At 64.6% G+C, this 24,909-nt stretch carries 23 protein-coding genes; 8 read left to right on the top strand and 15 right to left on the bottom strand.

Translation table 11 applies throughout. The features are described from left to right. Both ACT4OC_RS17625 and ACT4OC_RS17620 read left to right on the top strand, forming a co-directional pair. Positions 1 to 369, top strand: a 369-nt coding sequence (locus ACT4OC_RS17625; RefSeq protein ID WP_444840300.1) for a hypothetical protein, incomplete at its 5' end; no start/stop codon positions are given. A gap of 565 nt (positions 370 to 934) precedes the next feature. Further along, positions 935 to 1,339 (top strand): limonene-1,2-epoxide hydrolase family protein, encoded by a 405-nt coding sequence (locus ACT4OC_RS17620; RefSeq protein ID WP_444840299.1) that lies wholly within the window; start codon positions 935 to 937, stop codon positions 1,337 to 1,339. A 132-nt stretch (positions 1,340 to 1,471) separates the two neighbouring features. Here the strand turns inward: ACT4OC_RS17620 and ACT4OC_RS17615 are convergent, their stop codons facing one another. After that, the gene (locus tag ACT4OC_RS17615) at positions 1,472 to 1,675 is read right to left on the bottom strand and encodes a hypothetical protein (RefSeq protein ID WP_444840298.1); all 204 of its coding nucleotides are present in this window, start codon (positions 1,673 to 1,675) and stop codon (positions 1,472 to 1,474) included. 520 nt (positions 1,676 to 2,195) lie between these two features. On the opposite strand from ACT4OC_RS17615, the gene ACT4OC_RS17610 reads away from it, so the two are divergent. Continuing rightward, positions 2,196 to 3,017, top strand: coding sequence for a class I SAM-dependent methyltransferase (locus ACT4OC_RS17610; RefSeq protein ID WP_444840297.1), 822 nt, complete (start codon positions 2,196 to 2,198; stop codon positions 3,015 to 3,017). Between the two features lie 24 nt (positions 3,018 to 3,041). Here ACT4OC_RS17610 and ACT4OC_RS17605 read toward each other — a convergent pair whose 3' ends face one another. The 4 genes from ACT4OC_RS17605 to ACT4OC_RS17590 are packed head-to-tail and all read right to left on the bottom strand — an operon-like array spanning position 3,042 to position 6,711. Then, positions 3,042 to 3,455, bottom strand: a complete 414-nt coding sequence (locus tag ACT4OC_RS17605; protein WP_444840296.1) for a hypothetical protein — start codon at positions 3,453 to 3,455, stop codon at positions 3,042 to 3,044. Then, on the bottom strand, positions 3,452 to 4,633 hold the full coding sequence (locus ACT4OC_RS17600) for a glycosyltransferase family 4 protein (RefSeq protein WP_444840295.1): 1,182 nt from the start codon (positions 4,631 to 4,633) through the stop codon (positions 3,452 to 3,454). Before ACT4OC_RS17600 ends, ACT4OC_RS17605 begins: the two co-directional genes overlap by 4 nt. A gap of 9 nt (positions 4,634 to 4,642) precedes the next feature. Next, entirely contained in the window at positions 4,643 to 5,920 is a 1,278-nt protein-coding gene (locus ACT4OC_RS17595) for a glycosyltransferase family 4 protein (RefSeq protein WP_444840294.1), read from the bottom strand. Then, on the bottom strand, positions 5,917 to 6,711 hold the full coding sequence (locus tag ACT4OC_RS17590; protein WP_444840293.1) for a WecB/TagA/CpsF family glycosyltransferase: 795 nt from the start codon (positions 6,709 to 6,711) through the stop codon (positions 5,917 to 5,919). Before ACT4OC_RS17590 ends, ACT4OC_RS17595 begins: the two co-directional genes overlap by 4 nt. A 178-nt stretch (positions 6,712 to 6,889) precedes the next feature. Between ACT4OC_RS17590 and ACT4OC_RS17585 the strand changes: the two genes are divergently transcribed. Further along, complete coding sequence (locus tag ACT4OC_RS17585) at positions 6,890 to 7,996, top strand: endo-1,4-beta-xylanase (protein ID WP_444840292.1); 1,107 nt, start codon at positions 6,890 to 6,892, stop codon at positions 7,994 to 7,996. A gap of 11 nt (positions 7,997 to 8,007) precedes the next feature. On the opposite strand, the gene ACT4OC_RS17580 is transcribed toward ACT4OC_RS17585, so the two are convergent. The 10 genes from ACT4OC_RS17580 to ACT4OC_RS17535 all read right to left on the bottom strand — a co-directional run bounded on the left by ACT4OC_RS17580 (position 8,008) and on the right by ACT4OC_RS17535 (position 19,849). Continuing rightward, positions 8,008 to 9,447, bottom strand: a complete 1,440-nt coding sequence (locus ACT4OC_RS17580) for a lipopolysaccharide biosynthesis protein (RefSeq protein WP_444840291.1) — start codon at positions 9,445 to 9,447, stop codon at positions 8,008 to 8,010. A gap of 3 nt (positions 9,448 to 9,450) precedes the next feature. Continuing rightward, positions 9,451 to 10,503, bottom strand: a complete 1,053-nt coding sequence (locus ACT4OC_RS17575; RefSeq protein WP_444840290.1) for an acyltransferase family protein — start codon at positions 10,501 to 10,503, stop codon at positions 9,451 to 9,453. Next, positions 10,503 to 11,609: an acyltransferase family protein gene (locus tag ACT4OC_RS17570; RefSeq protein WP_444840289.1), complete on the bottom strand. Its 1,107-nt coding sequence runs from the start codon at positions 11,607 to 11,609 to the stop codon at positions 10,503 to 10,505. The genes ACT4OC_RS17575 and ACT4OC_RS17570 overlap by 1 nt, the downstream gene beginning before the upstream one ends. 40 nt (positions 11,610 to 11,649) lie before the next feature. Further along, the gene (locus tag ACT4OC_RS17565; protein WP_444840288.1) at positions 11,650 to 12,684 is read right to left on the bottom strand and encodes a glycosyltransferase; all 1,035 of its coding nucleotides are present in this window, start codon (positions 12,682 to 12,684) and stop codon (positions 11,650 to 11,652) included. 11 nt (positions 12,685 to 12,695) lie between these two features. Beyond that, positions 12,696 to 14,078 (bottom strand): VpsF family polysaccharide biosynthesis protein, encoded by a 1,383-nt coding sequence (locus ACT4OC_RS17560; protein WP_444840287.1) that lies wholly within the window; start codon positions 14,076 to 14,078, stop codon positions 12,696 to 12,698. Further along, on the bottom strand, positions 14,075 to 16,387 hold the full coding sequence (locus ACT4OC_RS17555) for a polysaccharide biosynthesis tyrosine autokinase (RefSeq protein WP_444840286.1): 2,313 nt from the start codon (positions 16,385 to 16,387) through the stop codon (positions 14,075 to 14,077). The genes ACT4OC_RS17560 and ACT4OC_RS17555 overlap by 4 nt, the downstream gene beginning before the upstream one ends. Then, positions 16,368 to 17,852: an outer membrane beta-barrel protein gene (locus ACT4OC_RS17550; RefSeq protein WP_444840285.1), complete on the bottom strand. Its 1,485-nt coding sequence runs from the start codon at positions 17,850 to 17,852 to the stop codon at positions 16,368 to 16,370. The genes ACT4OC_RS17555 and ACT4OC_RS17550 overlap by 20 nt, the downstream gene beginning before the upstream one ends. Positions 17,853 to 18,082: 230 nt before the next feature. After that, on the bottom strand, positions 18,083 to 18,670 hold the full coding sequence (locus ACT4OC_RS17545) for a polysaccharide biosynthesis/export family protein (RefSeq protein WP_444840284.1): 588 nt from the start codon (positions 18,668 to 18,670) through the stop codon (positions 18,083 to 18,085). A gap of 140 nt (positions 18,671 to 18,810) precedes the next feature. Then, complete coding sequence (locus tag ACT4OC_RS17540; RefSeq protein ID WP_444840283.1) at positions 18,811 to 19,545, bottom strand: metallophosphoesterase family protein; 735 nt, start codon at positions 19,543 to 19,545, stop codon at positions 18,811 to 18,813. A gap of 76 nt (positions 19,546 to 19,621) precedes the next feature. Continuing rightward, positions 19,622 to 19,849 (bottom strand): hypothetical protein, encoded by a 228-nt coding sequence (locus ACT4OC_RS17535; RefSeq protein ID WP_444840282.1) that lies wholly within the window; start codon positions 19,847 to 19,849, stop codon positions 19,622 to 19,624. Between the two features lie 504 nt (positions 19,850 to 20,353). Here ACT4OC_RS17535 and ACT4OC_RS17530 point away from each other — a divergent pair. The 4 genes from ACT4OC_RS17530 (at position 20,354) to ACT4OC_RS17515 (ending at position 24,875) form a co-directional block, all read left to right on the top strand. Next, positions 20,354 to 21,133, top strand: a complete 780-nt coding sequence (locus ACT4OC_RS17530) for a sugar transferase (protein WP_444840281.1) — start codon at positions 20,354 to 20,356, stop codon at positions 21,131 to 21,133. A 50-nt stretch (positions 21,134 to 21,183) separates the two neighbouring features. Next, entirely contained in the window at positions 21,184 to 22,623 is a 1,440-nt protein-coding gene (locus ACT4OC_RS17525; RefSeq protein WP_444840280.1) for a mannose-1-phosphate guanylyltransferase/mannose-6-phosphate isomerase, read from the top strand. 70 nt (positions 22,624 to 22,693) lie between these two features. Next, positions 22,694 to 23,482, top strand: coding sequence for an FkbM family methyltransferase (locus ACT4OC_RS17520; RefSeq protein WP_444840279.1), 789 nt, complete (start codon positions 22,694 to 22,696; stop codon positions 23,480 to 23,482). A 73-nt stretch (positions 23,483 to 23,555) separates the two neighbouring features. Continuing rightward, positions 23,556 to 24,875 carry a UDP-glucose dehydrogenase family protein gene (locus ACT4OC_RS17515; RefSeq protein ID WP_444840278.1) on the top strand — a complete coding sequence of 440 codons (1,320 nt, stop codon included), beginning with the start codon at positions 23,556 to 23,558 and terminating at the stop codon, positions 24,873 to 24,875. Positions 24,876 to 24,909 lie beyond the last annotated feature (34 nt).

Below are 24,909 nucleotides of genomic sequence, written 5' to 3'. Positions count from 1 at the left end.
CGTAGAAAGTTCATTCTCTGCACTGCTTGCGCAATGACGGCAACAGAATATTTTCGGCGCTATGGCGTCGGACTGCGAATGGATTTCTACTGCGTCGATGGCCGATTGAATATTTGCCCAGCCTCTTGCGCTTTGCCCACCCTACGGCTCCTGGGTTGCTTCGCTTCCGCCTTCGTTCTTCGAGCTTCGGCGGACAAGTCGCTCGCAATGACGTGGAAGCATACGTACCCGTTCCCGCGGCACGATCTGCCCGAGGTTTTGCCAATTCGTTTGCTCCCTCTTCGGAAAGAGGGCGCGGAGAAGGCCGGGCGCCGGCTGCGCCCGCAGCACCGCGTGCAGGGGGTAGTGAAAGAACGCACACGGATTTGACAGGTACAGCCAGGACATCCCGACCTTCCCCGCGCAATGGTTTGACGGCTTATACGTACTCTCCCCGGGGAAGCGGCCTTTCTTGCCCCCGTAGCCGGCGGGAAAAACCCCCAACCGACGTAGCGCTAGGGTCGCGGCGCCAGGACCACACGATTTCACCGTCCGCCGCCGACGTTTCGCCGGGTGCAAGCACCTGACGCCGGCTGCGGCCATCGCAACCCGCACCACGTTTCGTGACGATCGCGAAACGTCCCTCACGGTGGCACGGGCTGGGCGCAATTTAGTTCTGGTTCGCGGAAATGTCAATAGCTATTTCCGAAAAACGGACAAGTCTCGCATCCTTCCGGCCGAACTCCTGGAATCGTTCGGAAAATAAGACTCGTGGCGCGCCGCCTGCCCATCACCCCCTGGGCCTCCGGCGAAGGCGTAAACCTGCGAGACGGCGACAGGCAAACGGCTTCAGAGGGTTTTGCCATTTTTCCGGATGTAGTTTTATGCCTTGATACCCGTCGGCGTGCCAAATGGCCGATGGTCGCCTCACCGGAAAAGTTTAGAGGTAAGATGGATGAACAGAGTCATTGGGGACGTCACCATGAATACCAACGAGCAAATCGTCCGAGATTTCATTGCTGCGTGGTCAAGGCTCGACGTCAACGAAATCGTCGCGTTCTTCGCGCCCGACGGCACCTATCACAACATGATGAACAGGCCGGTCACCGGTCATGACAATCTGAACAAGTTCATCGGGGGCTTCATCAAGGATTGGACGCAGACCACCTGGGATGTCCTGAACGTTGCGTCTTGCGAGAATATCGTCATGACCGAGCGACTCGACAGAACCCGCGTGGGCGACAAGAGCGTCGATCTGCCTTGCTGCGGCGTGTTCGAGATGTCGAATGGCAAGATCAAGGTCTGGCGTGACTATTTCGACCTCGCGACCTACACGCGCGCAATCATGCCAACGAAATGACTCCGCCGATGGGCGCCGCAGCGTCCACCGCAACCCGCGCCAACGTGTCGCGACGATCATGATACGTCCCCTCGTGGGGCACGGGATGGCGGGAGGATAGTTCGGACGTATGTAAGCGTAACTTCCGCAGCGCTACAAGCGCGTTTTTTCACTGTAGTACTTCGATGGAAAACCATGTGCCGCATCGGTCAGCAGGTCGGCGTCACGGCAGATCTCCTGTGCTTCCCCGATATCGCGCGCTTGGAATGCAAGCGTCGGCCTGCGATCGATTTCGAGGACGAAGACGTGAAGCGAACCTGCTCCCTCGGGTTGCTGCACGGGTTCGCGAGCTGACACGAAAAAGACTCCTGACGATGGTCAAACGGGCTGGGCAGGGAACATTTCCGACGGCGGCGGAAATTGTCAAACCTCAATTCGGTCACGTCATGAATGCCGGGTTACGCTCGCGCCGAGTCGCCTTCGGCGGTCGCAGAAGGTTGGTTAAGAGAGTCTCGACCGGTCCCGGAGTTTCACTCGAAACGACAACCCCCTTCGCGCGTTGTGCATGTGCGGCCCGACCGCGCTGCGGCTTCCATGAGATGTGACCGGTTTGCGGCCATCGGAATTGTTCCCGACTCCTGCATCGTTGCGCGGTCGCTGCGTTCGAAATAGCATCGCAAGCGGGGCAGGGCTGAAAGAAACGATATGAGGCGATTCTTTGCAGCTTTCTGCCCTCGAAGATCAAACGGCGAATACGGAACCTGCGGGTTGGAGGCAGCGTCTGCGTTGCCCCCGCTGCTCATCGACGCTGCGCAATGCATGGTCGCGGCCGTCCTGTTCCAGCCGTGCCTGCGAATACAGCAGTGCGGGCTTTCCCATGGTCGGCGCGCAGCCGGTGCTGATCGATTTTGCGGCCAGCATCTTTGAGCGGAGGACGTATGACGCCGGCAATGGCTCGGTGCTGCGGCGGGATGTCGATCGCCGCTCCGCCGGATCGCGGCTGCATCGCCTGACCTTCGGCGGCAATCCGGTTGCCGTCGCCAATGGCAGGAGATTCATCGATCTGTTGAAGCGGGAGTCGGGCCGACCGGTCGTGCTCGTGATCGGCGGCGGCAGCATCGGGGCGGGCGCGGACGAGCTCTACAACGACGATGGCATCGAACTCGTCGGCACGGATGCCTATGCCTCGCCGCACACCGTGCTGGTGGCCGATGCCCACAGTCTGCCGTTCGATGACGGCGTGTTTGACGGCGTCTGGGTGCAGGCGGTGCTGGAACACGTGCTGGAGCCGGCAATCGTCGTCGCCGAGCTGCATCGGGTGCTTCGGCCCGAAGGCCTGGTCTATGCCGAAACGCCGTTCATGCAGCAGGTGCATGAGCAGGCCTACGATTTTTCGCGGTTCACGCAGAGCGGCCACCGCTGGCTGTTCAGGAGATTTTCGGAAGTCAGCGCCGGGCCGGTCGCCGGCGCCGGCGTCGCGCTAGCATGGTCGATCCGGTATTTCTCGCGCGCGCTCGGCGCCGGAAACAAGCTGTCGCGCCTGATCGTGCTGCCGTTCTTCTGGATCCGGTTTCTCGATGCATTCGGCCGCGGCCGGGCGGCGGCGGATGCAGCCGGCGGCCTCTTCTTTCTCGGCCGCAGGTCGGATGAAGCAATGCACCCGCAGGCCATGACGAAATACTACGACCGGCAGGAATGATGCCTCGATACCCCGTCGATGGCTTCAGGAGATGCCTTTGATCTTCCTGCATGGCGTCGACGAGGTCGACGACATCTGCGTGATGCCGGCAATGGAGCGCATCGAGACCTTCTCCTTGCGGGAGATGAAGCGCAGCACGCCGCGAGGATAGCTGTCGCAGAATTGCGCAAGGGTGGCCGCCGTCGCCGCTACGCTGTCCTGCTTGGGGACCACGGCGATTCCGCCGTCACGCAGCATGTAGGCGTCCTTCACGTTCGGCATGGCGGACGCCGCAATGCAGATCTTGAACAGGTCGTTGTAGGCCTGCGGCGTGAGAGCCTGGTCACCGCCGGGCGTTCCCAGCAGATATTCGCGGCTCTTGCGGCAGTTTTCGTTGTCGGCATGCGCGGTCGCGGTCGCGAGCGCCAGCAGCATGGCGGTTGCGATGAGCGATTTCATGCCACGGATCCGAGGGCATGGGCCGCGGCCGCCAGCTCGCCGGCGAAGGAGAGGCCATAGGTTCTCGCCGCGCACCGCTCCCATGAAAGCGAACGGGCGTGGGCATACGCGCCTGCCGCGAGAACCGCCCGCAGCCTCGGCTCCGTCGCGAGCTCCGCAATCGCCCGCGATATGCCGTCCACCGATGGCGGGACCAGAATTCCGGTTTCGTTGGCGAGCACGGCGTCGGGCACGCCGCCGACGGCGGTTGCAAGGCTCGGCAGGCCGGCGGCGCCGGCCTCGAGATAGACGAGCCCGAAACCCTCCACCCGGCCGGTCGGGTCGGGCAATCCGGTCAGGCAAAAGAAGTCGGAAGCGGCGTAGAGGTCGCGAATTTCCTCGTTCGACCGCCGCCCGAGGAAGCGGACATCGCATTCCGACTGCGCGGCCTCGCGCCGCAGCTGGTCGACATACCCGGCTTCTCCGTCCGGTCCGATCACCAGCCATGTGATGCGGTCGCGCAGTTCATCCGGAAGCTGCGCCAGCGCGGCAAGCGTGCGATGGTGTCCCTTGCGACGGGTGATCCGCGCCACCGTGACCATCACCAGCCGGTCTTCGGGCAGCCGATGCGCGAGGCGAACCTCGCGGCGCTTGCCGCGCGCGCCGAACCAGAACTCGGATACCCCGAGACTGATCGCACTGATCCTGCGCGGATCGACGTCGAACTTTTCCCGGAACAGCGCCTCGGTATAGCGGCTGTTGGCGACGACCTCCGTGCGTCGCCCGAACACGCCGGCGCCGCGGATCGCCGCCCGCTTGAGCGGTGTTTGCGTCTCGTTGATCTCGGTGCCGTGGACCGTCATCAGCACACGCGCCGGCGTGCCCCAGCGCGAAAGCGCGACCGGGATGAAGAACGGCCAGTCCGCGGCATGGACGACGTCGTAGCGGCCATCGCGCATCGTGCGGCGGGCCAGCATGATCTTGCCCGGCACGTCGCGCATGGAATGCAGGCCGCCGCGGAAGCGGACGACATTGAACGGCAATGCCGCGTCGTCTTCCGTCGCCTGCTTTCCATAATCCGGCGCCAGCACCGTGACGCTTGCGCCGAGCCGGGTGGCGGCCGCCGCGATCTCGCTTGCGTAGGTGCCTATCCCGCCAATGGCTGGCGCGAATTCGCTGGTCAACAGGAGAATATTCAAGCGCCGTCCTCAAGAAGCCGGCGCCGCGGCCGTCAGTCCGCGTGCATCCTGGATCTGCTGGTGATAGCGGAAAACGCGGGCGAGCTGGGTCCCCGGTGTGAATTGCCTGACGGCATTGGCGATCAGTACCGGGTTCATCGTGCCGGCCTCGATACCGTCCCGGACATCGATCAGTCTCTGAGCGAGCGCCTCGGCCATGTCGTCGCAGCTGCCGCCCCGCGTCACCAGGTGGCCGCTGACGCCATGGTGTATCACCGGCTCGAGTTGCGGCAGGTGCATGGCGACGACGGGCCGGCCCACGGCCAGGGTTTCGAGCACGCAACGCGGCATGCCCTCGAATTCGGAGGTGAGGAGTCCCGCGTGCGCGGTTGCCAGCGTCGCGGCCATCCCTGCGGCATCCTTGAAGCCGTGCCGCACCGTCACGTCCTCGATCGCGGCGAACTCGCTGAACCGATGCGGGTCGCTGGTGCCGATATAGTGGAACTGCACGCCGCCATCGAGCCGCCGCCGCAGCCGCTCGATGGTACGAAACATCAGCGGCGGATTCTTGAATTCATCGAGCCGGCCGGCGAACACGACCTGGAACGGCGACAAGCGCGGCGGCCAGGGCTGCGGCTTGAAGATATCGGTGTTTACCCACGTCCACAGCGTGTCGATCTTGTCCTTGCGGCGCGGATAGGTCCGTTGCAGCCGCTCGGTGATGAAGGGATTCACGCAGAGGAACTTCTCGCTCATGGCGACGGCGAAGCGCTCGCCGGTGTTGTGGACGAAGGAATACTTCCGCAGCAGCGAATCCATCTGCAGCTTCGGCGCGCCTTCGCCATGCAGCATCTGCACGAAGGGAAGCCGCAGCACCGCCGGCAGCCAGGAGAATTCCACCCGCCGCAGGTCGACTGAGCAGCGCCTGGCGCGGATCAGTTTCGCGATCGGGCCGAAGTGGCGGAGCAGCGCCATGAAGAATTGGCCCGTCAGCGAGCTGCGGATGCTGCGGGCGGCTTCGCGCGCCTGCCGGTCTGAATAGTGCAGAATTGGCAGGAAATCGAAGCTGCGGCCGCGAAAGGTCAGCCGGTGCAGCCGGCCCAGATCGAGATCGCCGAGCGAATCCACGCCGATGAAGAGGATGTCGGTGTCTTCAGGGTGAAACGTGATGAAGTCGCGGATGTAGGTCTCGAGCCCGCCGACCTTCTCACCGCGCGGATCGAACGGGTGGATCAGGCAGATCTGGTAGCGCGGACTTGGGCGGCCGGCATTTCGCGCCCGCAGGCCGAGGGTCAGGGTTGAAGTCATGCAGCCTTCCTCATGCGCGCTTCGACGATCTGCGGAATGCTGCGCGCCAGCAGCCGCGGAACCACTTTCATGCATCTGATGTAGCGGGGGCCGAGCCGTCGCGGCTCGCGCAGCATGCGCCAGGCCCATTCCAGTCCGGTTCGCTGCGCGACGGTAGGTGCGCGGCTTTGCGTGCCGGCAATGAAGTCGAGTGCGGCTCCGATGCACAGCACGCCGGTGCCGTTCAGCTCGTCGAGACAGCGCGCGGCGAACAATTCTTGCCGCGGCGCGCCGAGCGCGACGAAGCAAAGCCTCGCGCCGGACTTGCGAATTCTCTCGATCGCAGTGTCGGCTTCTGCGGAATAGGGGTCGAAGCCCGACCCCGGCGCCAGGCATCCTGCGATCTGCAATCCCTTGAACCGCTCGGTTAATCGGCCTGCCGTCGCCTTGAGCGTCAGATCGTTCGATCCGAGCAGGAAGACCGAAAGGCCTCTTCTGCCGGCTTCCGCGCAAACCGGCTCGACGAGATCGGCGCCGGTGGTTCGCTCGATCCGCGCGCCGATCAGCCGGCTCAGCACCACGATTGGAAATCCGTCCGCGGTGACAAATCTGGCTCTGCGGTAGGCGGCGCGGAAACTGGCGTGCTGCTGCAACTGCACGACGTGATCGAGGTTCAGCGTGCAGACGCTGAAATTGTCGCCCTGCTGGGCAGCCGACACGATCGAGGTCACTGCTTCCGGCAGTGAAGGAACATTGATGGTGACGCCGTCAACGGTGAGGCTTGGCTGCGATGGCGAAGGCGGTTCCGACATGTCGATCCCCTCTTAATCTGACTGACATCGACATGCTCATTGCTTCAGCAAATGGAACTGCATGCCGGTCCCCCAACCGCATCGTCACGAAATCGGACTATTGCGACGCAACGATGGCGATGTCGCGCTGTACGTCGAAATGCGCGGCGATGAATCATTCACGCGTTGGAGATCAGTCATGCATCAGTGTTCAAGGCGAAGCGCGCTTGCTCTCATCGCAGCCGCGGGCGCAGCGTCGTTCGAGAAGAGGGCGTTCGCTGCATCATCGACGCAGAGTCTCGGCGCGATTGCGGCAAAAAGCGGAATTACGTTCGGCGCGGCAGCAGGACCCGTCATCGACAAGGACCGTGCCTATCGCGAGCTGTACGAGACGCACACACGAATTATTACGACGGATGTCGCAATGAAGATGGGAACCATTGCGCCGCAGCCCGGACCGAAGCGGTTCGACAGCGCCGATCGCGTGCTGCAGTTTTGTGCGAGCAACCGGATTCCGATGCGGGGACATTGCCTGATCTGGAACGAGTGGGTTCCGCAATGGGTCAGGACCATGAGTGTCGCAGAACGGCGGGTATTCTTCGATGCCTACATCGAGGAGGTCGCCGCACGTTATGTCGGCAAGTTGCATTCATGGGATGTCGTCAACGAGCCGTTCTGGCCCGGGCACAAGGCACCGGGCGGATACCGGCTCGGTCCGTGGCATGACGCGTTCGGTACCGGATATGTGCGCCGCGCGTTCGAGCGCGTGGCGCTGGTCGACAGGAAGACCCGGCTGGTTCTCAACGAGGCGCAAAGCGAGCGCGACGACGAGGTCGGCCTGACCGTGCGCCGCGGCCTGCTGCGCCTCGTCGACGAGTTGAAGGATGCCGGCGTACCGTTGCATGCGGTCGGCCTGCAAGGCCATCTGCAGCCCCGCTATCCGCACGATCCCGGGCGTTTCTCGGAATTCCTGCACGCACTGGCCGGGCGCGGCGTCGAAATCTACCTCACCGAATTCGACGTGCGCGACGACACGTTCCCGGACGACATTGCTGCGCGCGACGCCATGATCGCGGAGACGGCCGAGAAGTTCCTGCGGAACGCGTTGCGCGTTCCGGCGGTGAAAATGGTGATCGCCTGGGAGCTCGCCGACAATTACTCGTTCTATACCGATGCGGCGAGGCGGAAGGATCCGCAGGCGCAACGGCTGCCGCGGCCGCTGCCGTTCGACTCGGCGATGCAGAGGAAGCCGCTGTGGTTCGCGATGGCGCGCGCATTCGAGAATGCCAGGCGCAGTCCTGGATAGCATCCGTTCGCTCACGCTCCGGAGTGTTGCGGGCGTGGGCGCAGCGTACGCAGCAGCGACGGCGCATAGAGCAGGGCGAGCATTGCGAAATAGGCGGCGGCGCCTGCCGCGACATGCGCCGCCAGCGCCAGAAGGGACTTGGCCTCGGGGAACATCCGCAACAAAGCCGCCATGGCGATGGTCGCGAACGCGATGCGGATCAGATGCCCGGTCGGCAGGGTCAGGCCAAATCGGGTAAGGCCGATCGCAAAGCTGACGACGGCGGCCGCCAGCGCCGACAGCACGGTGGCGGCGGCGACGCCTGCCAGGCCCCCGCGCGGCAGCAGAAGGGCACTCAACATGACCGTCATCGACGCGTCGATCGCGGCGATCGCCATCATCCAGCGCGTTCGGTTGTGCAGGAGAAACACCTGGTCGCCGAAATGGGCGCGCAGGTTGCGGATCGCACCCGCCAGCATCGAGAGCGGCAGCACCGTGAGCGTCACCTGCTGGAAGGGTTGCGCGATCAACAGATGCACGATCTCCGTCCGCAGCATGAAGATGCCGGCAAGGCTGGGTGCCAGGATCGCGACCAGCAGCGCAGCGTTGGCCGAAAGCTGGCGCATGCCTGCATCGCTTCCCTCCTGCTCCATGCTCCTGACTGCCAGCGGAAAGGCCGCTGCCGTCACCAGCATGGCCGCGACGGCCGCCGCGCGCTGGCCGAGGCCATAGCCGACGGCGAACAGGCCGGCAGCTGCGAGCCCCGACATCTCATTGACGATGAATCGCGACGCGTTCAGGCCGACCCAGCCGAGTGCACCGCCGACAATCAGCGGAGTGCCATAGCGCAGCGCGTCTACGACGATAGCCCGGTCGACAGGCCACAGCGCGCGAGCCCAGCGAAGGCGCGGCAGGACGATGAGCGCGGCGAGCAATTGCGCCGTGGCGTAGCCGGCCAGCGGCCATTCCGCCGAGGGTCCGAATATCCTGATCAACGCCAGACCGGCGACGAATCCGACGGAGGGGCCGACGACCTGCTGGATCGTGTAAATCCAGATCTGCTGCCGCGCGCGGGCGCGCTCGCCGATATAGAGCGTGAGGGACCGTGTCGTCACATAGGCGACCGTGGCGGCGATGAGAGCGCCCCGCGCGCCGGGGGCGATGACGAGCAGCAGCAGCGCGACGACGGCCACGCCCTGCAGTACCATCGATGCCAGCATGACCGCATTCTCGGTCCGGTAGAAGCGCGCTGCCTCATTGGCGTCCTCATACCTGCCGATGAAGCGCAGCGCATACTGCGACCACCAGGCGAGAAAGCCGATCTGCAGCAGCTCATGCGTGGCCGTCACCAGCGTAAAGGTGCCGAGCGTGTGCTCGTCGACGACATGGGTCCAGACCACCATCGCCAGCAGCTGGAATAGCGGTCCGACGAACTGGGCAGGCAGATAGAGCAGGGCGTGTCGCAGCAGCATGCCTCAAGCCCCCAGCCAGCGCGCGAGGCGGGGAGACGCCAGTTGCCGGACGGCGAGCAGGCCGATGATGCTGACCGAAGCGGTCACGCTGCAGGCGATGATAAAACTTGCAATCCCGCCGAGCTCGCGCAGCGGGGCGTGATCGCGCAGCGCCATGACGACGAAGATGTGCCAGAGATAGATGAAGTAGCTGCCCGAGCCGAGCCAGGCGATTGGCGGCGATCTCGGGTGCAGGGCGAACAGCGCGATGCAGAACAGCGTCGCATAGAGGAAGAACGCGGTCGAATCGTAGACGGCGGCGTCGCCGAACTCGAGGATGCGTGCCGTGACGTAGAACAGGTAGGCGGCGCACAGGGCGCCGAGCAGAAATCGTCGCATGCTCCGATCGGCGAGGTCTGCCAGCAGGGCCGTCAGCGCGCCGAGCGCGACAAAGGAGAACCAGAACGGGATGTCGCGCAGGCGAATTTCGTCCAGCAGGGCGTCGCGGGCGCCGAGACCCGACAGCGCCGGGTCGAGATAGCTGCCGGCCATCAGGCCGCAGCCGATCGCGAAGATCAGGATGCCGGCAATCCGCTTCCGCGACTTCGGCTTGCCTGCCGCGGCCGTCGAGAACACCAGCCACAGGCCGATCGTGCAGCAGACATAGACGAAGACGTAGTAGTAGACGAATACGTATCCCAAGCCGAATCGGATCAGCGTCGTGCCGAGGCGATGGTCCATCTCCGGATTGTGCGCGGCCATGTAGACATAGGCGGCGACGAACGCGATCGAGTAGGGGATCAGGGCGGCCTGCAGCCGCCGCGTCAGCGGCACGTGGCCGGAAAGCGCCGTGAGATAGCCGGAGGCGAACAGGAACACCGGCACGCAGGGCCGCAGCGCCGCATCGAGCGATATCGCCCAAGCGGCATCGAGCGGCTGCGGCAGCGCGTGAATGCCGATCACCATCAGGATGGCGATGCCCCGCATGGAATCGATGACGGCGTTGCGGCTCTTCGCCTGCGCCTGCACGTTGTCGAAGGCGGTCGGCGTCGTCGCTATGCGCTCCACCATCGCCATCACGTACCCTCCCGCGAGATTGCCGCTGCTGGGCCGCGCCGAGCGGCGCGGCGATCGTAGGCTTCCGTCAGGTATCGCCGCAGCGGCGTCTCGAACGCGTGCAGCGAAACGATACTCGCAAAGGCAAGGACGACGATGGCCAGGGGCGCAAGCATCAGCCGCTGATCCGGCGACAGCGGAACAAGGCGCGAGCCGAGGGTGATGATGACAGTCGCAACGGGGATATGCAGCATGTAGCAGGAATAGGTCAGCGGTGACCATCGGTCGAAACCCAGCTTCGAAAAGATCGTCCCGCGTCCGGCACAGTCGGCCTGGATGGCGAGGAGCGCGATGGCGTAGACCGCCAGCAGCGCGGTCATCGTCGGCAGCCACCAGCCGAGGGCGATGAACGCGGCCAGAACTGCTGCCAGCGCGCCGGGAATTTCCGGCCAGCGTGCGATCGGGTCGCGGAAGAGGTAGCAGGCCATGCCGAGGCTGAACGCGGGCAGCGCCCGGAACGCGCCGCCTTGATTGATCCAGTCGGCCCACGGCGTCGTCCCCCGGGCTGCGGCCCACAACGAGTTGGCAAGTGCAGTCAGGACGACGACGGCGACAATCAGCTCCTTGCGACGCTGCGCGATCAGCGCGAGGCCGGGGAAGAGCAGGTAGCAGAGCATCTCCGCCGAAAGCGACCAACTCGGGAAATTGAAGGTCAGCCGCTCGCCGATGAAGGCATGAAGCAGCAGCAGTTGCGCCGGCAGGTCGGACAGCGGGTAGCGAGCGGGATTGTCGCTCCGGGCCGCGCCGAAATGCAGCGCGCCGGCAAGCGCCACGTAGAAGGCGAGCGTCGCCAGATGCAGCGGGTAGATGCGGGCGAGGCGGCGCCAGAGGAAGCGGCCGATCGAGGCGGCATCGTCGACACGGCCGCAATACTGGCGGGCGATGACGAATCCGGAGACGACGAAGAACAGGTCGACGAACAGATTGAAATGCCAGGTGTGCGCGACCATGAAGCGGCCGACGGGCAGCTCCTTGAAGTAGTCGGAATAATGCAGGATCACGACCGCGCCGGCCGCAACGATCCGCAGTCCGTCAAGGTGTCTCGTGGAATCGTTTACGACTTGCAAGGTTGGGGGTCCCCGGACTTGATGAGCGGAAGAGCGATGATCAGGCGGCTAGGCGCGCGACCAGGTCGACGACAGCGGCGCGATCGTTTCGCGCCAGATCGTTCCAGCGCGCCAGGTTTCGCGCCGCGAGCGCGACATGCTGCGCACGCCAGTCCGGCGTCGACAGGGCTGCCGCAATTCGCGCCGCGGCTCCCGCGGCGTCGGCTGCATCGATGAAGATGCCGGACTCGCCGAGCACCTCCCGGAAGATGGACGCATCGGGCGTGACGATCGGCAGGCCGCCATATTGGGCCTCCAGCAGCGGCAGCCCGAGACCTTCGTCATGCGAGGTGCAGATGAAGAGGTCGGCCGCATCGAGCAGCTGATGCACGCGGTCGGTCGGCTGGTATCCGTGCAAGGTGACGCCCGGATGTTTCTCGAGTGCTTTCCAGTCCTCGCCCCAGCCTGGCCTGCCGACGATGTCGAGCGTCGCTCCCGGGAATCCCTGCATGCGCAGTGCATCGAGAATTGTTGCCGCCGCGGCAAAATTCTTGCGGGGCTCCACCGTGCCGACCGCGATCATCCGCAGCGGATGCGACTGCTCGCTGCGTTCGGCGCGCCCGAGCGAGCTCAGGCCGAATACGTTGCGCACCGAAGGCCGGTAGAGCGTGACCTCGGCGTCGGACCGGCAATGCGCGGCCAGCTTTTGCCGGGTGTAGCCGGAATTGGCGAGAAAGCGCGGGTAGTGGCGCAGCGCGAGCCTGAAGGGTCCAGCCATGTAGAGCCGGGCCCGCAGGTTGAGCTCGGCGCGCCGCGTCATCAGGAAATCGTCGTGGATATAGGGCAGCACCCGCGCCGCGAACGGCCGCAGCAGCGGACTGGGCGGAAAACCGGGACAGAGCAGGATCGAGGAGGAGGCGGCAAGCCGCATCGGCAGCCCCAGCGTCTGTCTGGTCAGCATCTGGCGAAGCCCGCGCGCCGTGACCGGTACGACGTCGAGCGGCGCCAGCGCCGCAGCGGAGAACAGCTCGAGCGTGATGCGTTCGAGACCCGTCACGTGACGCCCGAGATGGGTATTGTCGACATAGATGGTCATGCGGAATCCCCTCATGCCGGAACGGAAATGTAGGTGACGCGCGGAGCCGGCGGCGAGGGCGCGGCAGCGCGGCGCCGCTCGCGCGGCAGCAACAGAGAAATGAGGATGACGAACTGCGCGAGCTGGATGTTCTTGGACGAGAAGCTGACGGAGCTGGCGGCGATGACGGCCATCAGCAGGACGATCGCCCATGCCGCCCGGCTCGATCGGCGCAGCAGTTCGACGAGGAAGCAGACCAGCCCGACGGTCAGGAGGGCGGTATGGATGAGGCCGAACTGGACGATGCTCGATATCCAGAAGTTCTCGATGCCGTAGTTGAGGCCGAGCTGCGCCTGTAGCGCGTTGACACGGACCGGATTGGGACCAAGCAGCAACTCGTGCCAGTCGAAATGCGAGAGCAGGTTGAAGGTGGCGTAGCGCGCCAGCGTCGAGCCCTTGTCGGAGGAGAAGCGCAGCAGCATCTTGTCGAAGATGCCGAGCTCGAGCGCGGCGAAGACGGCAGCTCCGGCGGCAAACAGCACGCAGATCGCAACGATCACGGCGATGAGCGGCGTTCGCCGGCCGCGCAGGATATGCAGCGCGCGATAGGCGCCGACCAGTGCGATCATCGCCAGAACCGTGACCAGCGAGGTGCGGCCGCCGAACGCCATCAGCGAAGCCAGCGCGAATGCGATCAGCGGCAGCCGCACCATCACCGGCGGGCAGATCGCCGGCCGAAGCACCAGCGCCAGCACGTAGGCGCCGACGATGCCGGAGGCCGTGAGCGGATGGCCGAGCAAGGCGGCCGAACGCCATTCGCCGGCCACCACGACGTCGCCGAGCGAGAGTGGGATCAGCCGGCGGCCCGAGAAGTACTCATAATAGCCGAGCACGATGTTCAGGATCATCGCGAGGTGAACGGTCAGCACCAGCGGCCGCCTGTGCGCCGTCGACAGCTGCCACATCACCATCGCGATCAGGATCGGCAGCAGGAACGTGTCGATGATGACCGTGAATGGGCGTTCGAGCACGAATACCTGGATCAGCAGGAGCAGCCAGCAGGCGAGATACGCAAGAAGCAGCCTTGCTTGCGAAAACATCCGGTCGATCTCGCCGATCGGCCCGCGGCTGCGCAGCAGCAGGAGCGAGAATGCGAGCAGCGTGAAATAGGTCGCGGGATGCAGCTTTTCGTAGAAGTTGCCGCCCGCCGTCACGTAGTGAATTCTCAGGCTGGTCAGGACCGACGACGAGACCGTGAAGGTGACCACGACCGCCAGCAGCATCAGCCCGGCCGCGAGGCGCTCGATGAAGGCATCGGCGTTTGCAGCGCGGGTGGCCGGCTGCGGCGATGCCGGGCGTGCGCGATGCACGCAGGGAAGACCTGGCGGTGCCGGGAGCGGTCCGCGCATCGTCATCGCGCCGCTCCGGCATTGAGGCTGGATGCTCCGTAGGGCTTCAGGTAGGCCGAGCTGCGGTAATAATCGTAGAACTGCAGGCGGCTGAGATCGACGCGGGTCAGCACCGTTCCCATGATCCGCTCGCTGACGGGGGACAACAGCTCGATGGCGTGCGACAGCACCTCGCCAGGGGTCTGGTCCCAGGCCAGCGCCAGGATGATGCGGTCGGCGAGCTCCGCCAGCGCGCGGCCGTCGACCAGCGGCACCAGCGGCGGCGAGTCGATCACGATCAGCTCGTAGTGGTGACGGAAATGATCGAGCAATTCGGCGATGCGGTCGGAGAACATCAGCTCCGTGATGAACTCGACCTGCTTGATCCGGGTCGAGGGCAGGATCGAAAGGCCGGTGCTGCGGTCGACGAGGATGGCGTGCTCCGGCGAGGTCTGGCCGATCGCCACCTCGAGCAGCCCGGCATCGGCGCGCGGGCACAAGGAACGGGTCAGCTGCGGATTGCGCAGGTCGCCGTCGATCAGGAGGGTGCGGATGCCGAGCTGGGCCAGCGACTGTGCAAGGTTGCTCGACAGCGTGGTCTTGCCTTCGCTGTCGAGCGCGGAGGTGACGAGAACGACCTTGACCGGCGCCACCCGCATGGTCCGTTGCAGTGAGAGGCGCACCGCCCGGATGGCCTCGGCGAAGAACGTGCCGGGCTCATCGATCGCATAGCGGGTCAACGGCGGCTGCAGCGGCGCCGGCAGCAGCTTCATGGTCCTGGGATCGTAGCGGTCGAGCTCGCTGCGTCCGCGGCGGGCGAGACCCGCCAGCTCCCGCGTGCCGATCAAGGGCACCGCGGCCAGCGCGGGCACGCCCGAAATCGCTTCGGCCTGCTCGAGCGTCTTCACCCGGCCGTCGAGATAGTCGGCGAGGAACGCCAGCACGGTGCCGAGCCCGGCGCCGAGCATCAGGGCGAGACCGAGGATCAGCATCGTCTTGGGCGACGACGGCCTGATCGGAACGCCGGCCCTGGTCACGATCCGGGAGTCCGGCATCTCCAGGCTTTCCTGCGCGGTCGTCTCCTTGGAGCGCGCCAGATAGGACTCGTACTGCGTGCGGTTGGCCTCGGCCTCGCGCTGCAATTCGCGCAGGCGCACCTGCGCCTGGCCGGAGGAGGTGGAGACGCCCTGCAACTGGTCGAGATTCTGCTGCAGCGCCGCCTCGCGCGAACGCGCCACGTCGTAGTCGTGCCGCGTGCTGTCGAGGATGCGGCGAATTTCGTCGTTGATCAGCTTCTGGGTATCGCGCCGCTGCGCCCGCACGTTGGCGACGAGGGGGTGACGTGCGCCGTATCGGCTGGAAAGGTCCGCCTCGTTCTTGGCGATGTCGGCATATTGCGTGCGCAGCTTCGTGATCATTTCCGAGGAGATGGCGGCATTGATGCCGCCGGGATCGCCGCCGGACTTGGCGATGCCCTGCACCTGCTCGTATTTTGCCTTGGCTTCGGCGGTCTGCACGCGCGCGGCGATCAGCTTGTTGTTGAGGTCGGTGATCTGCTGGTCGTTGAGCGTGACGCCCTGCGAGACCGTCAGATTGTTGGCCGAGCGAAAATCCTCGACCGCCTTCTCCGAGGCGACGACCCGCGACTTCAGTTCCTCGATCTGGCCGCCCAGCCAGTTCGCCGCGATGCGCGTGGCGTCGTATTTGGCGCGAACCTGCTCGTCGAAATAGGCGTTGGCGACGGCATTGGCGATGGTTGCGGCCTTCTGCGGCGATTGCGAGTTGACGGCGATGTCGACGAGGAACGTGGTGCCCTGCCGCGTCACCTTCATCCGCTTCTGCAGGATTTCCACCGATCGTGACCTGGCGGCCTCTGCGGGGTTCGCCCCGTCGCTCCGCCCGCTGCCGGCGAATAGCCGCCTGACCGGATCGAGCAGGCCGGGCTTCGGCCTGAACTCGGCGTCTTCCGTCAGATTCAGCTTGTCGACCACGCGCGTCAGGATCGCAACCGACTGGATCAGCAGCGTCTGGCTCTCGATGGTGGCATCGTCGGTGCCGAAGTTGGTCAGGACGGACTGATTGCTCTCGACCACATTGGCGCGGCGCGGATCGACCAGCACGGTCGAAGTCGCCGTGTACAGCGTGGTGGCGGACCACAGGTACATCAGCGCGAGCCCGAGCAGGACGGCAGGCGGCAACGCCACCAGCCGGTAGCGGCGGCGCAGGATGCGCGCCATCTCGCGAAGATCGACGCTCGGATACTTCCACCCCTCGGCGGGACGGCCCGGCGGCTCGTCCGGGATCCCATAGGTCAGGTCAGAATTGCGTTGTAACATTCACCCCTACCAGATGTTTGTCGAAGGTGAAGGCGGAAAGATCGCTGTCGCGCCTGGTGTAGCGGTAGTAGGCGGAAACGGCGGCAAAGCGATTGAGAAGATATTTGACGCGCGCGTCCGACGTGATCACGTTGTCCTTGCGGACCTGGCCGAAGAACCGGTCGTTCTCGTATCCGCCGGCGAGCGACATGATGACGTTGCGGCGCAGCTCGTAGTCGAGGCCGAGCTGAACGGTGTTGGCAAGCACTGCGTTGGGGCTGGTTTCGGAGGTCTGCGTGATGATCTGTTCGGCGTTGACGTGCACGTCGAGCAGGCGCGTCGGCCGCCAGGTCAGCCGCGCCCGATAAGAGGGGCCCTCGACCGTGCCGATCGTCGGATCGACGAAACGCTGCTGGACATAACCGACGCCGAATTCGCCGGTGACCAGATTGCTGAGGCCAACGGTGATGCCGGACAGCGCGCGATAGCCTTGCGAGTCCAGGGTGCGTTCCGGCGTTCCCCTGATGTCGCGCTGATTGCCTTCGACGCCGGCAAACACCCCGAGCGTGGCGGAGATCGCGTAGTCGATCCGGCTGTGCAGCGAATAGATCTGGCCGTCCCTTGCGTCCTGGCTGATGACGCTGCCGTCCTGCGCCCGGGTCGAGCCGAAGTCGTAGGCGTCGGCGCGGACGCCGATCGACGTCGTCAGCCGGTTGAATTCCTTGCGCAGCGTGACGTCGCCGGACGCAAGATCGTACGGGATCGGCGCGATGGCGTTGCTGGGCGAGCTCAGCGTGCCGACCCCCTCGTTCAGATGCGCGACCTGGAAGTTCATCAGCAGCATCGTGTCACGGGCGACATCGATCCAGCCGTTGCCTTTCAGGCTGGCATTGGTCTGGTTGAGGCTCGAATTCTGGCTATAGGCCGTCGACTGCGCGTCCAGCTTCAGATCGAGGCCATGCTGGGCCCATAGCGAACGCGCGCGCAGACTCGGCTGAACCACGGCCGCGATGTCGGAGCGCTGCGCGCTGTTCGACGAAAAGACGTTGCTGTCATAGAAGGTGCCAGCGGTCAGGTACGGATTGAACATCCAGGATCCTGCGCGGATACCGACGGGCTCGTAGCCCGGATGCTGCCGCTTCTTCACCGGCAGGTCCTCCGGCGCAATCTCTTCGCGGTTGTCGGGATCGGTTCGGTCCGGCAGCGACGACGGTTCGAAGACTTTCAGTGCGTTCCATGGCGAGGCGAACTCCCCCGTCGTCCACGGGATCGCCTGCGCATTGGCCGCCGAACCGAGACCAAGCAGGATGGCGGCCGTGGGTCCAGGCAGCATGGCGAGGCCGCGCCGGCCGCGCGCGCCCACGAAGCGGAACTGCCTTCCGCCTTTCGCGGGCGCGCTCGCCTGCGCAAGTTCGCAGCCGCTCTCCATCACCGCATCTCCTGCGGACGCGCAGAACGCGGCGAGCACTTCGACGGCGATGCCCATCGCTCAAAAACTGATCGTCGACTGCGCATTGGAACGGCAGGCCTCATTGCTCGGGTTACGCGACGCGAGAGATTGAATTGCGGGATTGAAGTGATGCGCAGGTCTGCAACGCCGACCGTCGGCAAAGTTTCCTTGCGCTGCAAAAAATTCTCGCGACGCAAAAGAAACTGTGGCGATCAGACGGCGCGAGCGTGTTCACGTCGCGCCGTCATCGGAGCGCAACCTCGATGCTAAAAGTAGCGCTCCGGGATTCGGATGTTGTCGCCTGGAAAGACCGGAACGGGCGCATCGAGCGGATGGACCTCCTCGGCGCCGGCGCCGGCCCGGCGCAAAAAGACCTTGTTCTCGTTGGCGCGATAGGTGAATCCGCCGGCACTTGCGACGGCATCCATCACGGTTAATCCGAGACGATATGGATACTCGCCGCTCTTCTTGACCTCGCCGAGGATGTAGTACGGCCGATACTGCGCGATCTCGACGTTGACGCGCGGATCGCGCACGATTCCCTTGGCGAGCGCGGATGCGATCGATTTCTCCAATTGCCGTGTCGTCGCGCCGGCAGCCCTGATGTGACCCGCTAGCGGGATCGAGACATTGCCGGTGTTGTCGATCTCGTATTCACCCGTGATATCCGACTCGCCATAGACCTTCAGCCTGATCCTGTCATTCGGACCGAGGGTGTAGGCGTCTGCGGACGCGGCGGGCTGCCGCGTCTGCGCCGCGGCACGGACCGAAAAGCTGCCGCCGATACAGGCGATAGCAAGGACAACGAGAAGAATGTGAAGCGTCAGGCCGGCGCTGGACGACCGTTGCTGCATGGCAGCCTCTCCATGAGTGCACTCAACAGCCGCGGATCATAGAAAACGAAAAACGGCGAAATGAAGTGATGCGGAGAGTTCCATTGCTCAACCTGCGAGCAGCGTTAATGCAGGGATCACGAGGCATTGCACACGCAACGTTACAGAAAGAGAATCGTCGAGCCTTCGATCGCGGCACAGGTGAGCATCCCCGTGCGCCATGCTGCGGTGTCGATGTTGAGCCGATTGCTGCGAATGTCCGGATGCGGCACGGGCGTATGCCCATGCACGATGAATCGCCCGTGATCGTGCGTGCAGTCGAGGAACTCGTCTCGTATCCAGATGAGATCGTTGGGGTCTTGTCGATCCAGAGGAACGCCCGGACGAATGCCGGCGTGGACGAACAGAAAATCGCCGCAACTAAATCGGTCGCGAAGGCATTGCAGGAACAGCTCGTGTGTGCGCGGAAATGCGGCGAGGAACCGGCGATGCAGCTCGGCGACGGTGTCGTTTCCCTCGCGCGGCTCGACGCCATACGATGCCAGCGTTTGCATGCCGCCCAATTGCTGCCAGTACGGCAGCAGGGTGGGATCGCGCAGGAACTCTTCCATCACGGCTTCGTGGTTGCCGCGCAGGCACACCGCCTGATTTGCCACGAGACGAACGGCCAGCAGATCGAGCACGGCCCGTGAGTGCGGCCCGCGGTCGATATAATCGCCGAGATAGACTTCGATGGCGCGCGGGACCGGCCTGCGCCTGACGTCGTCGTCGATGCGCTCGATGACGTCACGCAGCAGGTCGGCGCAGCCGTGAATATCGCCGGTGGCATAGATGCGCGTATCGGCCGGCGTCGATGCGCCGACGGAAAGCGAATGTGCGGCAACAGCTTTGCGCATGATGGCATGTGTCGATCATGGAACTGGATCGGGGTCAACCATGATGCGCCGCGCCGCATATGTGGCGTGTATGGATTTACGACAGGATGATGCGGATCAGGACGACGATGACGATCCAGGCAATTGCGTTGCCGACGATGATCCGGTTCCGCAAGCGGCGGTCCAGGGGTCGCCGGTCGTGCCGTCGCAACATGCGACCTTCCAGATGCTCGGCAATCATGAGCGCCTCCCCGGAAAGCTTCCGCGAAGCGGACGGCTCGCGAATCGCGGCCGTCTCTTTTGTTTCCCGAAGCCTGGCGATCATCGGCGCCTCGTGCGGATGAGACGATCACTGCGAGCGTGAAGTCTATGATCGCAACGTCTTGGATCGCAACGTCTTGGCTTTCGGTGTGCAGTTCTCCTAAACAACGATGCAATGTCGATTTGTTGCCGGGATCGCATCGAAAGCAGCTCACCACCGGCGGCCCGAAACGGAAACCCAATTTCGTTCCAACTTTTCTTCCGGTGCATGGCAGCGTGGAGTGTTACGCAGCCCATCGAACGAGCAGGCTGCAACTAAGCGCTTCCGAAACAAAACGAAATGTCGCGCCGCACAAACGTTCCATGCCTCGCAGTGCAGCGTTCGCGGCGAGAGCTTGGCACGCCGCGCCAAATTTCGCTCAAGATTTTGGAAAGTCTTAGCGCCGCCCGGGCGGCTGCGACTCGCAGGACGGCGTCTTGCATCCGCCGTTGCAGGATCATCGTCCCGGGCAAGGCAGCATCGCGACAGCAGTGAGCGACAGTGCGGTTCCAGCAAGAAGGGAGTGTCATGGCTTCGATCGTGACAGCCAGTTTCAATCGGAACGAGGTGAGGCCGCTCTGGCAGGAGCGGACGTACATTTCGGTCCGGCCCGTCGAATTTGCCGGAGGCGGTTCGTATGGCGCGTACAGCGGCAGCGCGCGCAGGGGCAATCGCCGTTCGCGCCGCATCGTGCGCACCGAGCCGGCATCGTCGATCGCCAAGCGCATCTTCGATATCGCTGCGGCAGGCAGCGCGCTGCTGTTTTTCGCGCCGTTCTTCATCGCGATCGCGGTAGCGATCAAGGTCACTTCTCCCGGCCCCGTCTTCTTCCTGCAGTATCGCTACGGCTACCGGAATCGCCGCTTCAGGATTTACAAGTTCCGCACCATGCGAACCGACGCGGGCGATGTACGCGGCATCAGGCAGACGGTCGAGGGGGACGCGCGGGTTACTTCGATCGGAAAAATCCTGCGCAAGACCAGCCTCGACGAGATTCCGCAACTGATCAACGTCATCCGAGGCGACATGTCGCTGGTCGGGCCGCGACCTCACGTTCCGGGGATGCTGGCGGCGGACCTGCCCTACGAGGACCTCGTGCCCTTCTACTTCCAGCGGCACACCGCGCGGCCGGGCATCACGGGGCTTGCGCAGGTCAGCGGGTGCAGGGGAAGCACGGTCGAGTCCGGCCGCGCGATTTCGCGGATCGACTACGATCTCCACTATATCGAGAACTGGTCGCTCCGCATGGACGTGACCATCATCCTGCGGACGATCCGCAAGGAATTCCTGTCGGGAAGCGGCTTCTGAGCGCGCCCGGCGTCGATATCAGCTCATCTCTCAACATGTCGGGAAAATGCATGGCGATGACCAAGCCGCGCGGCCGAATAGTGCCCGTTCTATTGTCGGGCGGAACGGGTACGCGGCTGTGGCCGCTTTCTCGCGAAACCTGTCCCAAGCAGCTGCTCGCGCTGCTCGGCGAAAACAGCTTGCTGCAGCAAACGGCGCTACGGGTCGACGATCCCCTGCTGTTTGCCGATCCGCTGGTGATCGCCAATTCCGAGCATCGTTTCGCGATCGGCGAGCAGTTGCGGGCAGTCGGCGTATCGCATCCGACCATCGTGCTGGAGCCGTTCGGACGAAACACGGCGCCGGCGGTGACCATCGCAGCCCTGCTCGCCAGCGAGACCGATCCGGACGCCGTGATACTGGCGATGCCGGTGGATCACTGGGTGCGCGATCGCGCCGCGTTCCGCGCCGCGGTATCGGCGGGCGTGAAGGCTGCGCGGCACGGACGTTTCGTGCTGTTCGGCCTGCGGCCCTCCGGGCCCGAGACGGGATTCGGCTATATCCGGATGGGCGGCGCGCTGGATGCCTCTTCGCCCATCCGCAACGTCGCCGGCTTCGTCGAGAAGCCGGACCTGGTGACGGTGGAGCGTCTGCTCGCCTGCGACGAGCATCTCTGGAACAGCGGGATATTCCTGCTGCCGGTTCGCCGTTTCATCGACGAGCTGGCGCATCGCGAGCCCGAGGTTCTCGCCGCCTGCCGCAAGGCGCTGGCGGGCGCAACGCGCGATCTCGATTTCCTCCGCCTGGATGCGGGCGCGTTCGAGGCCTGTCCCTCGATATCGCTGGATTACGCCGTGATGGAGAAGACGGACAATGCCGTGGTGCTTCCGGCCGCATTCGACTGGAACGACGTCGGAAGCTGGTCTGCGCTGTGGTCGATGGCCGACAAGGACACGGCAGGCAATGTGGTCGTCGGCGATGCTGTGGTGGAGGATGCCTCCGGCTGCTACGTGCACGGCGACGGGCAACTGGTCGCGGCGCTGGGCGTCGAGGATCTCGTCATCGCCACGTCGCCCGACGTCGTTCTCGTCACCAGCCGCAAGCGCGACCAGGACGTCGGCAAGCTGGTCGAGCGGCTGAAGGCGAACGGCCACCGTTCGGCGACCCAGACCCACAGCGTGCATCGTCCCTGGGGCTACTATCAGTCGATCCATTCCGGCGAGCGGTTTCAGGTCAAGCGCATCACCGTCAATCCCGGCGCCAAGCTGTCGCTGCAGAAGCACTATCATCGCGCCGAGCATTGGGTGGTGGTGAACGGCACCGCGATCGTGACGCGCGACGACGAGGAGATCCTGCTGCGCGAGAACGAATCGGTCTTCGTGCCGCTCGGCTGCATGCATCGCCTGGAGAACCCCGGAAAGGTTCCGCTCAACCTGATCGAGGTGCAGTCCGGCGCCTATCTCGGCGAGGACGACATCGTCCGGGTGCAGGACATCTATGATCGCGTCTGAGATGCGGCTGGATTGGGAGGACGCCGCCCTCCGGTCCGGAAACAGCAGTGCAATGCAAGGGGAGCCGGCGATGAATGCGAAGCAGCAGGTGAAGACATTGGTGAAAGACGCGTTTCCCTCGCTCTGGCTGCAGTGGCACTTCATGAAGCGGCCCAAATCGGCAGAGCGCGAGCTCTGCTACCTCGACAGCATCATCCCCGGCGATGCGGTGACGGTGGACGTCGGGGCGAATTGCGGCCTGTACACGCGGCGGCTGGCGCGCCTGTCGCGACAGGTCCATGCCTTCGAGCCGTCCTCGGCGATGGCGCGGCTGCTGCGCCGCACCTCGGCACGCAATGTCAGCGTGCACGAGATCGCGTTGTCCGATCACGATGGCGATGCCGAGCTCTTCATCCCGCAGGGCGACGACGGCCCGGTTTACGGGCTTGCTTCGCTCGAGGTGCGGGACGATGTGCCGGCTGGAAGCGTGTCGGCGCATGTGCCGATGGCGCGGCTCGATGCGGTGATCCATCAGGACGTCGCCTTCGTGAAGATCGACGTCGAAGGCCATGAGCTGAACGTGCTGAACGGCGCGGTCGAACTCGTGGAACGCTGCCAGCCGGTTTTCCTGGTCGAGGCGGAGGACCGCCACCGCGCCGAGGCGACGCGGTCGGTGTTCGAATTTTTCCGCCGCAGATCCTACCGGGGGTTTTTCCTCAGGGGTGACGACGTGGTCGGTGTCGAGGCGTTCGATTCCGGCCGGCTTCAGGACGCTGGCGCGTTGTGCCCGGACGGCGGCCGCAAGGCGGGAAGGGTCTACGTCAACAACTTCTTCTTCTTTCCGCGCCACCTCGACGGCGAATCGATGCTGAGCAGCTAGCACGCCGGCATTGCCGAACTCATCTCTCATCGGCGCGGCAGGCGACCGCGCCGCTTATTGGACAGGATCGACCATGCATATCGCAATGATTGGCGCCGGCTATGTCGGGCTGGTGTCGGGCGCGTGCTTCTCCGATTTCGGCCATCACGTGGTCTGCATCGACAGCAACGAGGAGAAGGTCGCCGGCCTCAGGCATGGCGAGATGCCCATTCACGAGCCTGGGCTCGGCGAGCTGGTGAAGCGCAACGTCATGCAAGGACGCCTTTCGTTCACGACCGACCTCAAGTCGGCGGTCGGCGCCGCGGAAGTGGTGTTCATTGCCGTCGGCACGCCGTCGCGCCGCGGCGACGGCCATGCCGACCTGTCCTATGTCTACGCCGCCGCGCGCGAAATCGCCGGCGCACTTCCCGAGCGTTCGGTGGTGGTCACCAAGTCGACCGTGCCGGTCGGCACCGGCGATGAGGTCGAGCGCATCATCCGCGAGGAGAATCCGGCAGCAAGCGTCGCCGTCGTCTCCAATCCCGAGTTCCTGCGCGAGGGGGCGGCGATCCGCGACTTCAAGCACCCCGACCGGATCGTGATCGGCACCGACGATGCGCGGGCGCGGAGCGTGATGGCGGAAGTTTACCGGCCGCTGCACCTCAATGCCTCGCCGATCCTCTATACCGACCGGCGCACCGCCGAGCTGACCAAATATGCCGCCAACTCCTTCCTGGCCACCAAGATCGCCTTCATCAACGAGATCGCCGACCTTGCGGAGAAAGTCGGCGCCAATGTGCAGGAGGTGGCGCGCGGCATCGGTCTCGACAACCGCATCGGGCAGAAGTTCCTGCATGCGGGGCCGGGTTTCGGCGGGTCCTGCTTTCCGAAGGATGCGATGGCGCTGATCAAGACAGGCCAGGACAACGAGTCGCCGCTGCGGATCGTGGAAACCGTGGTCGCCGTCAACGACCAGCGCAAGCGCGCGATGGCACGCAAGGTGGCGGGCGCCTTCGGCGGCAATCTGCGCGGCAAGACCATTGCGGTGCTCGGCGTCACCTTCAAGCCCAATACCGACGACATGCGCGACGCGCCGTCGATTCCCCTGGTGACTGCGCTGCAGGACATGGGCGCCGAGGTTCGCGTCCACGATCCCATCGGCATGGAGCAGGCGAAGAAGGTGTTCGAGAACGTCACCTTCTGCGACGACGCCTACCGCTGCGCCAAGGGCAGCCACGCGCTCGTCATCGTCACCGAATGGGAGCAGTTCCGGGCGCTCGATCTCAGGGAGCTGTCCGCGGTCATGGCCTGTCCCGTGATCGTCGACCTCCGCAACATCTACGCGCCGGAGGAGGTGAGGCGGAACGGCTTCCTGTATTGCGGCGTCGGCCGGCCGAAATCGCCGGCCTATTGAGCCATGGCCGTCGGGACGGACGAGGAGGCGGGCA

Origin of the sequence: Bradyrhizobium sp., assembly GCF_052389815.1 — a bacterium.
GTDB lineage: Bacteria > Pseudomonadota > Alphaproteobacteria > Rhizobiales > Xanthobacteraceae > Bradyrhizobium.
Note: the sequence above shows the minus strand (reverse complement) of the source record. Positions and strands in the feature narration are given on the sequence as shown.

Coding starts and splice junctions, on each gene's coding strand:
- ACT4OC_RS17590 (WP_444840293.1), bottom strand. CDS start 6,711: ATGTCGGAACCGCCTTCGCCATCGCAGCCAAGCCTCACCGTTGACGGC.
- ACT4OC_RS17555 (WP_444840286.1), bottom strand. CDS start 16,387: ATGTTACAACGCAATTCTGACCTGACCTATGGGATCCCGGACGAGCCG.
- ACT4OC_RS17595 (WP_444840294.1), bottom strand. CDS start 5,920: ATGACTTCAACCCTGACCCTCGGCCTGCGGGCGCGAAATGCCGGCCGC.
- ACT4OC_RS17525 (WP_444840280.1), top strand. CDS start 21,184: ATGGCGATGACCAAGCCGCGCGGCCGAATAGTGCCCGTTCTATTGTCG.
- ACT4OC_RS17585 (WP_444840292.1), top strand. CDS start 6,890: ATGCATCAGTGTTCAAGGCGAAGCGCGCTTGCTCTCATCGCAGCCGCG.
- ACT4OC_RS17515 (WP_444840278.1), top strand. CDS start 23,556: ATGCATATCGCAATGATTGGCGCCGGCTATGTCGGGCTGGTGTCGGGC.
- ACT4OC_RS17540 (WP_444840283.1), bottom strand. CDS start 19,545: ATGCGCAAAGCTGTTGCCGCACATTCGCTTTCCGTCGGCGCATCGACG.
- ACT4OC_RS17520 (WP_444840279.1), top strand. CDS start 22,694: ATGAATGCGAAGCAGCAGGTGAAGACATTGGTGAAAGACGCGTTTCCC.
- ACT4OC_RS17580 (WP_444840291.1), bottom strand. CDS start 9,447: ATGCTGCTGCGACACGCCCTGCTCTATCTGCCTGCCCAGTTCGTCGGA.
- ACT4OC_RS17530 (WP_444840281.1), top strand. CDS start 20,354: ATGGCTTCGATCGTGACAGCCAGTTTCAATCGGAACGAGGTGAGGCCG.
- ACT4OC_RS17620 (WP_444840299.1), top strand. CDS start 935: ATGAACAGAGTCATTGGGGACGTCACCATGAATACCAACGAGCAAATC.
- ACT4OC_RS17575 (WP_444840290.1), bottom strand. CDS start 10,503: ATGGCGATGGTGGAGCGCATAGCGACGACGCCGACCGCCTTCGACAAC.
- ACT4OC_RS17535 (WP_444840282.1), bottom strand. CDS start 19,849: ATGATCGCCAGGCTTCGGGAAACAAAAGAGACGGCCGCGATTCGCGAG.
- ACT4OC_RS17550 (WP_444840285.1), bottom strand. CDS start 17,852: ATGGGCATCGCCGTCGAAGTGCTCGCCGCGTTCTGCGCGTCCGCAGGA.
- ACT4OC_RS17560 (WP_444840287.1), bottom strand. CDS start 14,078: ATGACGATGCGCGGACCGCTCCCGGCACCGCCAGGTCTTCCCTGCGTG.
- ACT4OC_RS17610 (WP_444840297.1), top strand. CDS start 2,196: ATGGTCGGCGCGCAGCCGGTGCTGATCGATTTTGCGGCCAGCATCTTT.
- ACT4OC_RS17605 (WP_444840296.1), bottom strand. CDS start 3,455: ATGAAATCGCTCATCGCAACCGCCATGCTGCTGGCGCTCGCGACCGCG.
- ACT4OC_RS17545 (WP_444840284.1), bottom strand. CDS start 18,670: ATGCAGCAACGGTCGTCCAGCGCCGGCCTGACGCTTCACATTCTTCTC.
- ACT4OC_RS17565 (WP_444840288.1), bottom strand. CDS start 12,684: ATGACCATCTATGTCGACAATACCCATCTCGGGCGTCACGTGACGGGT.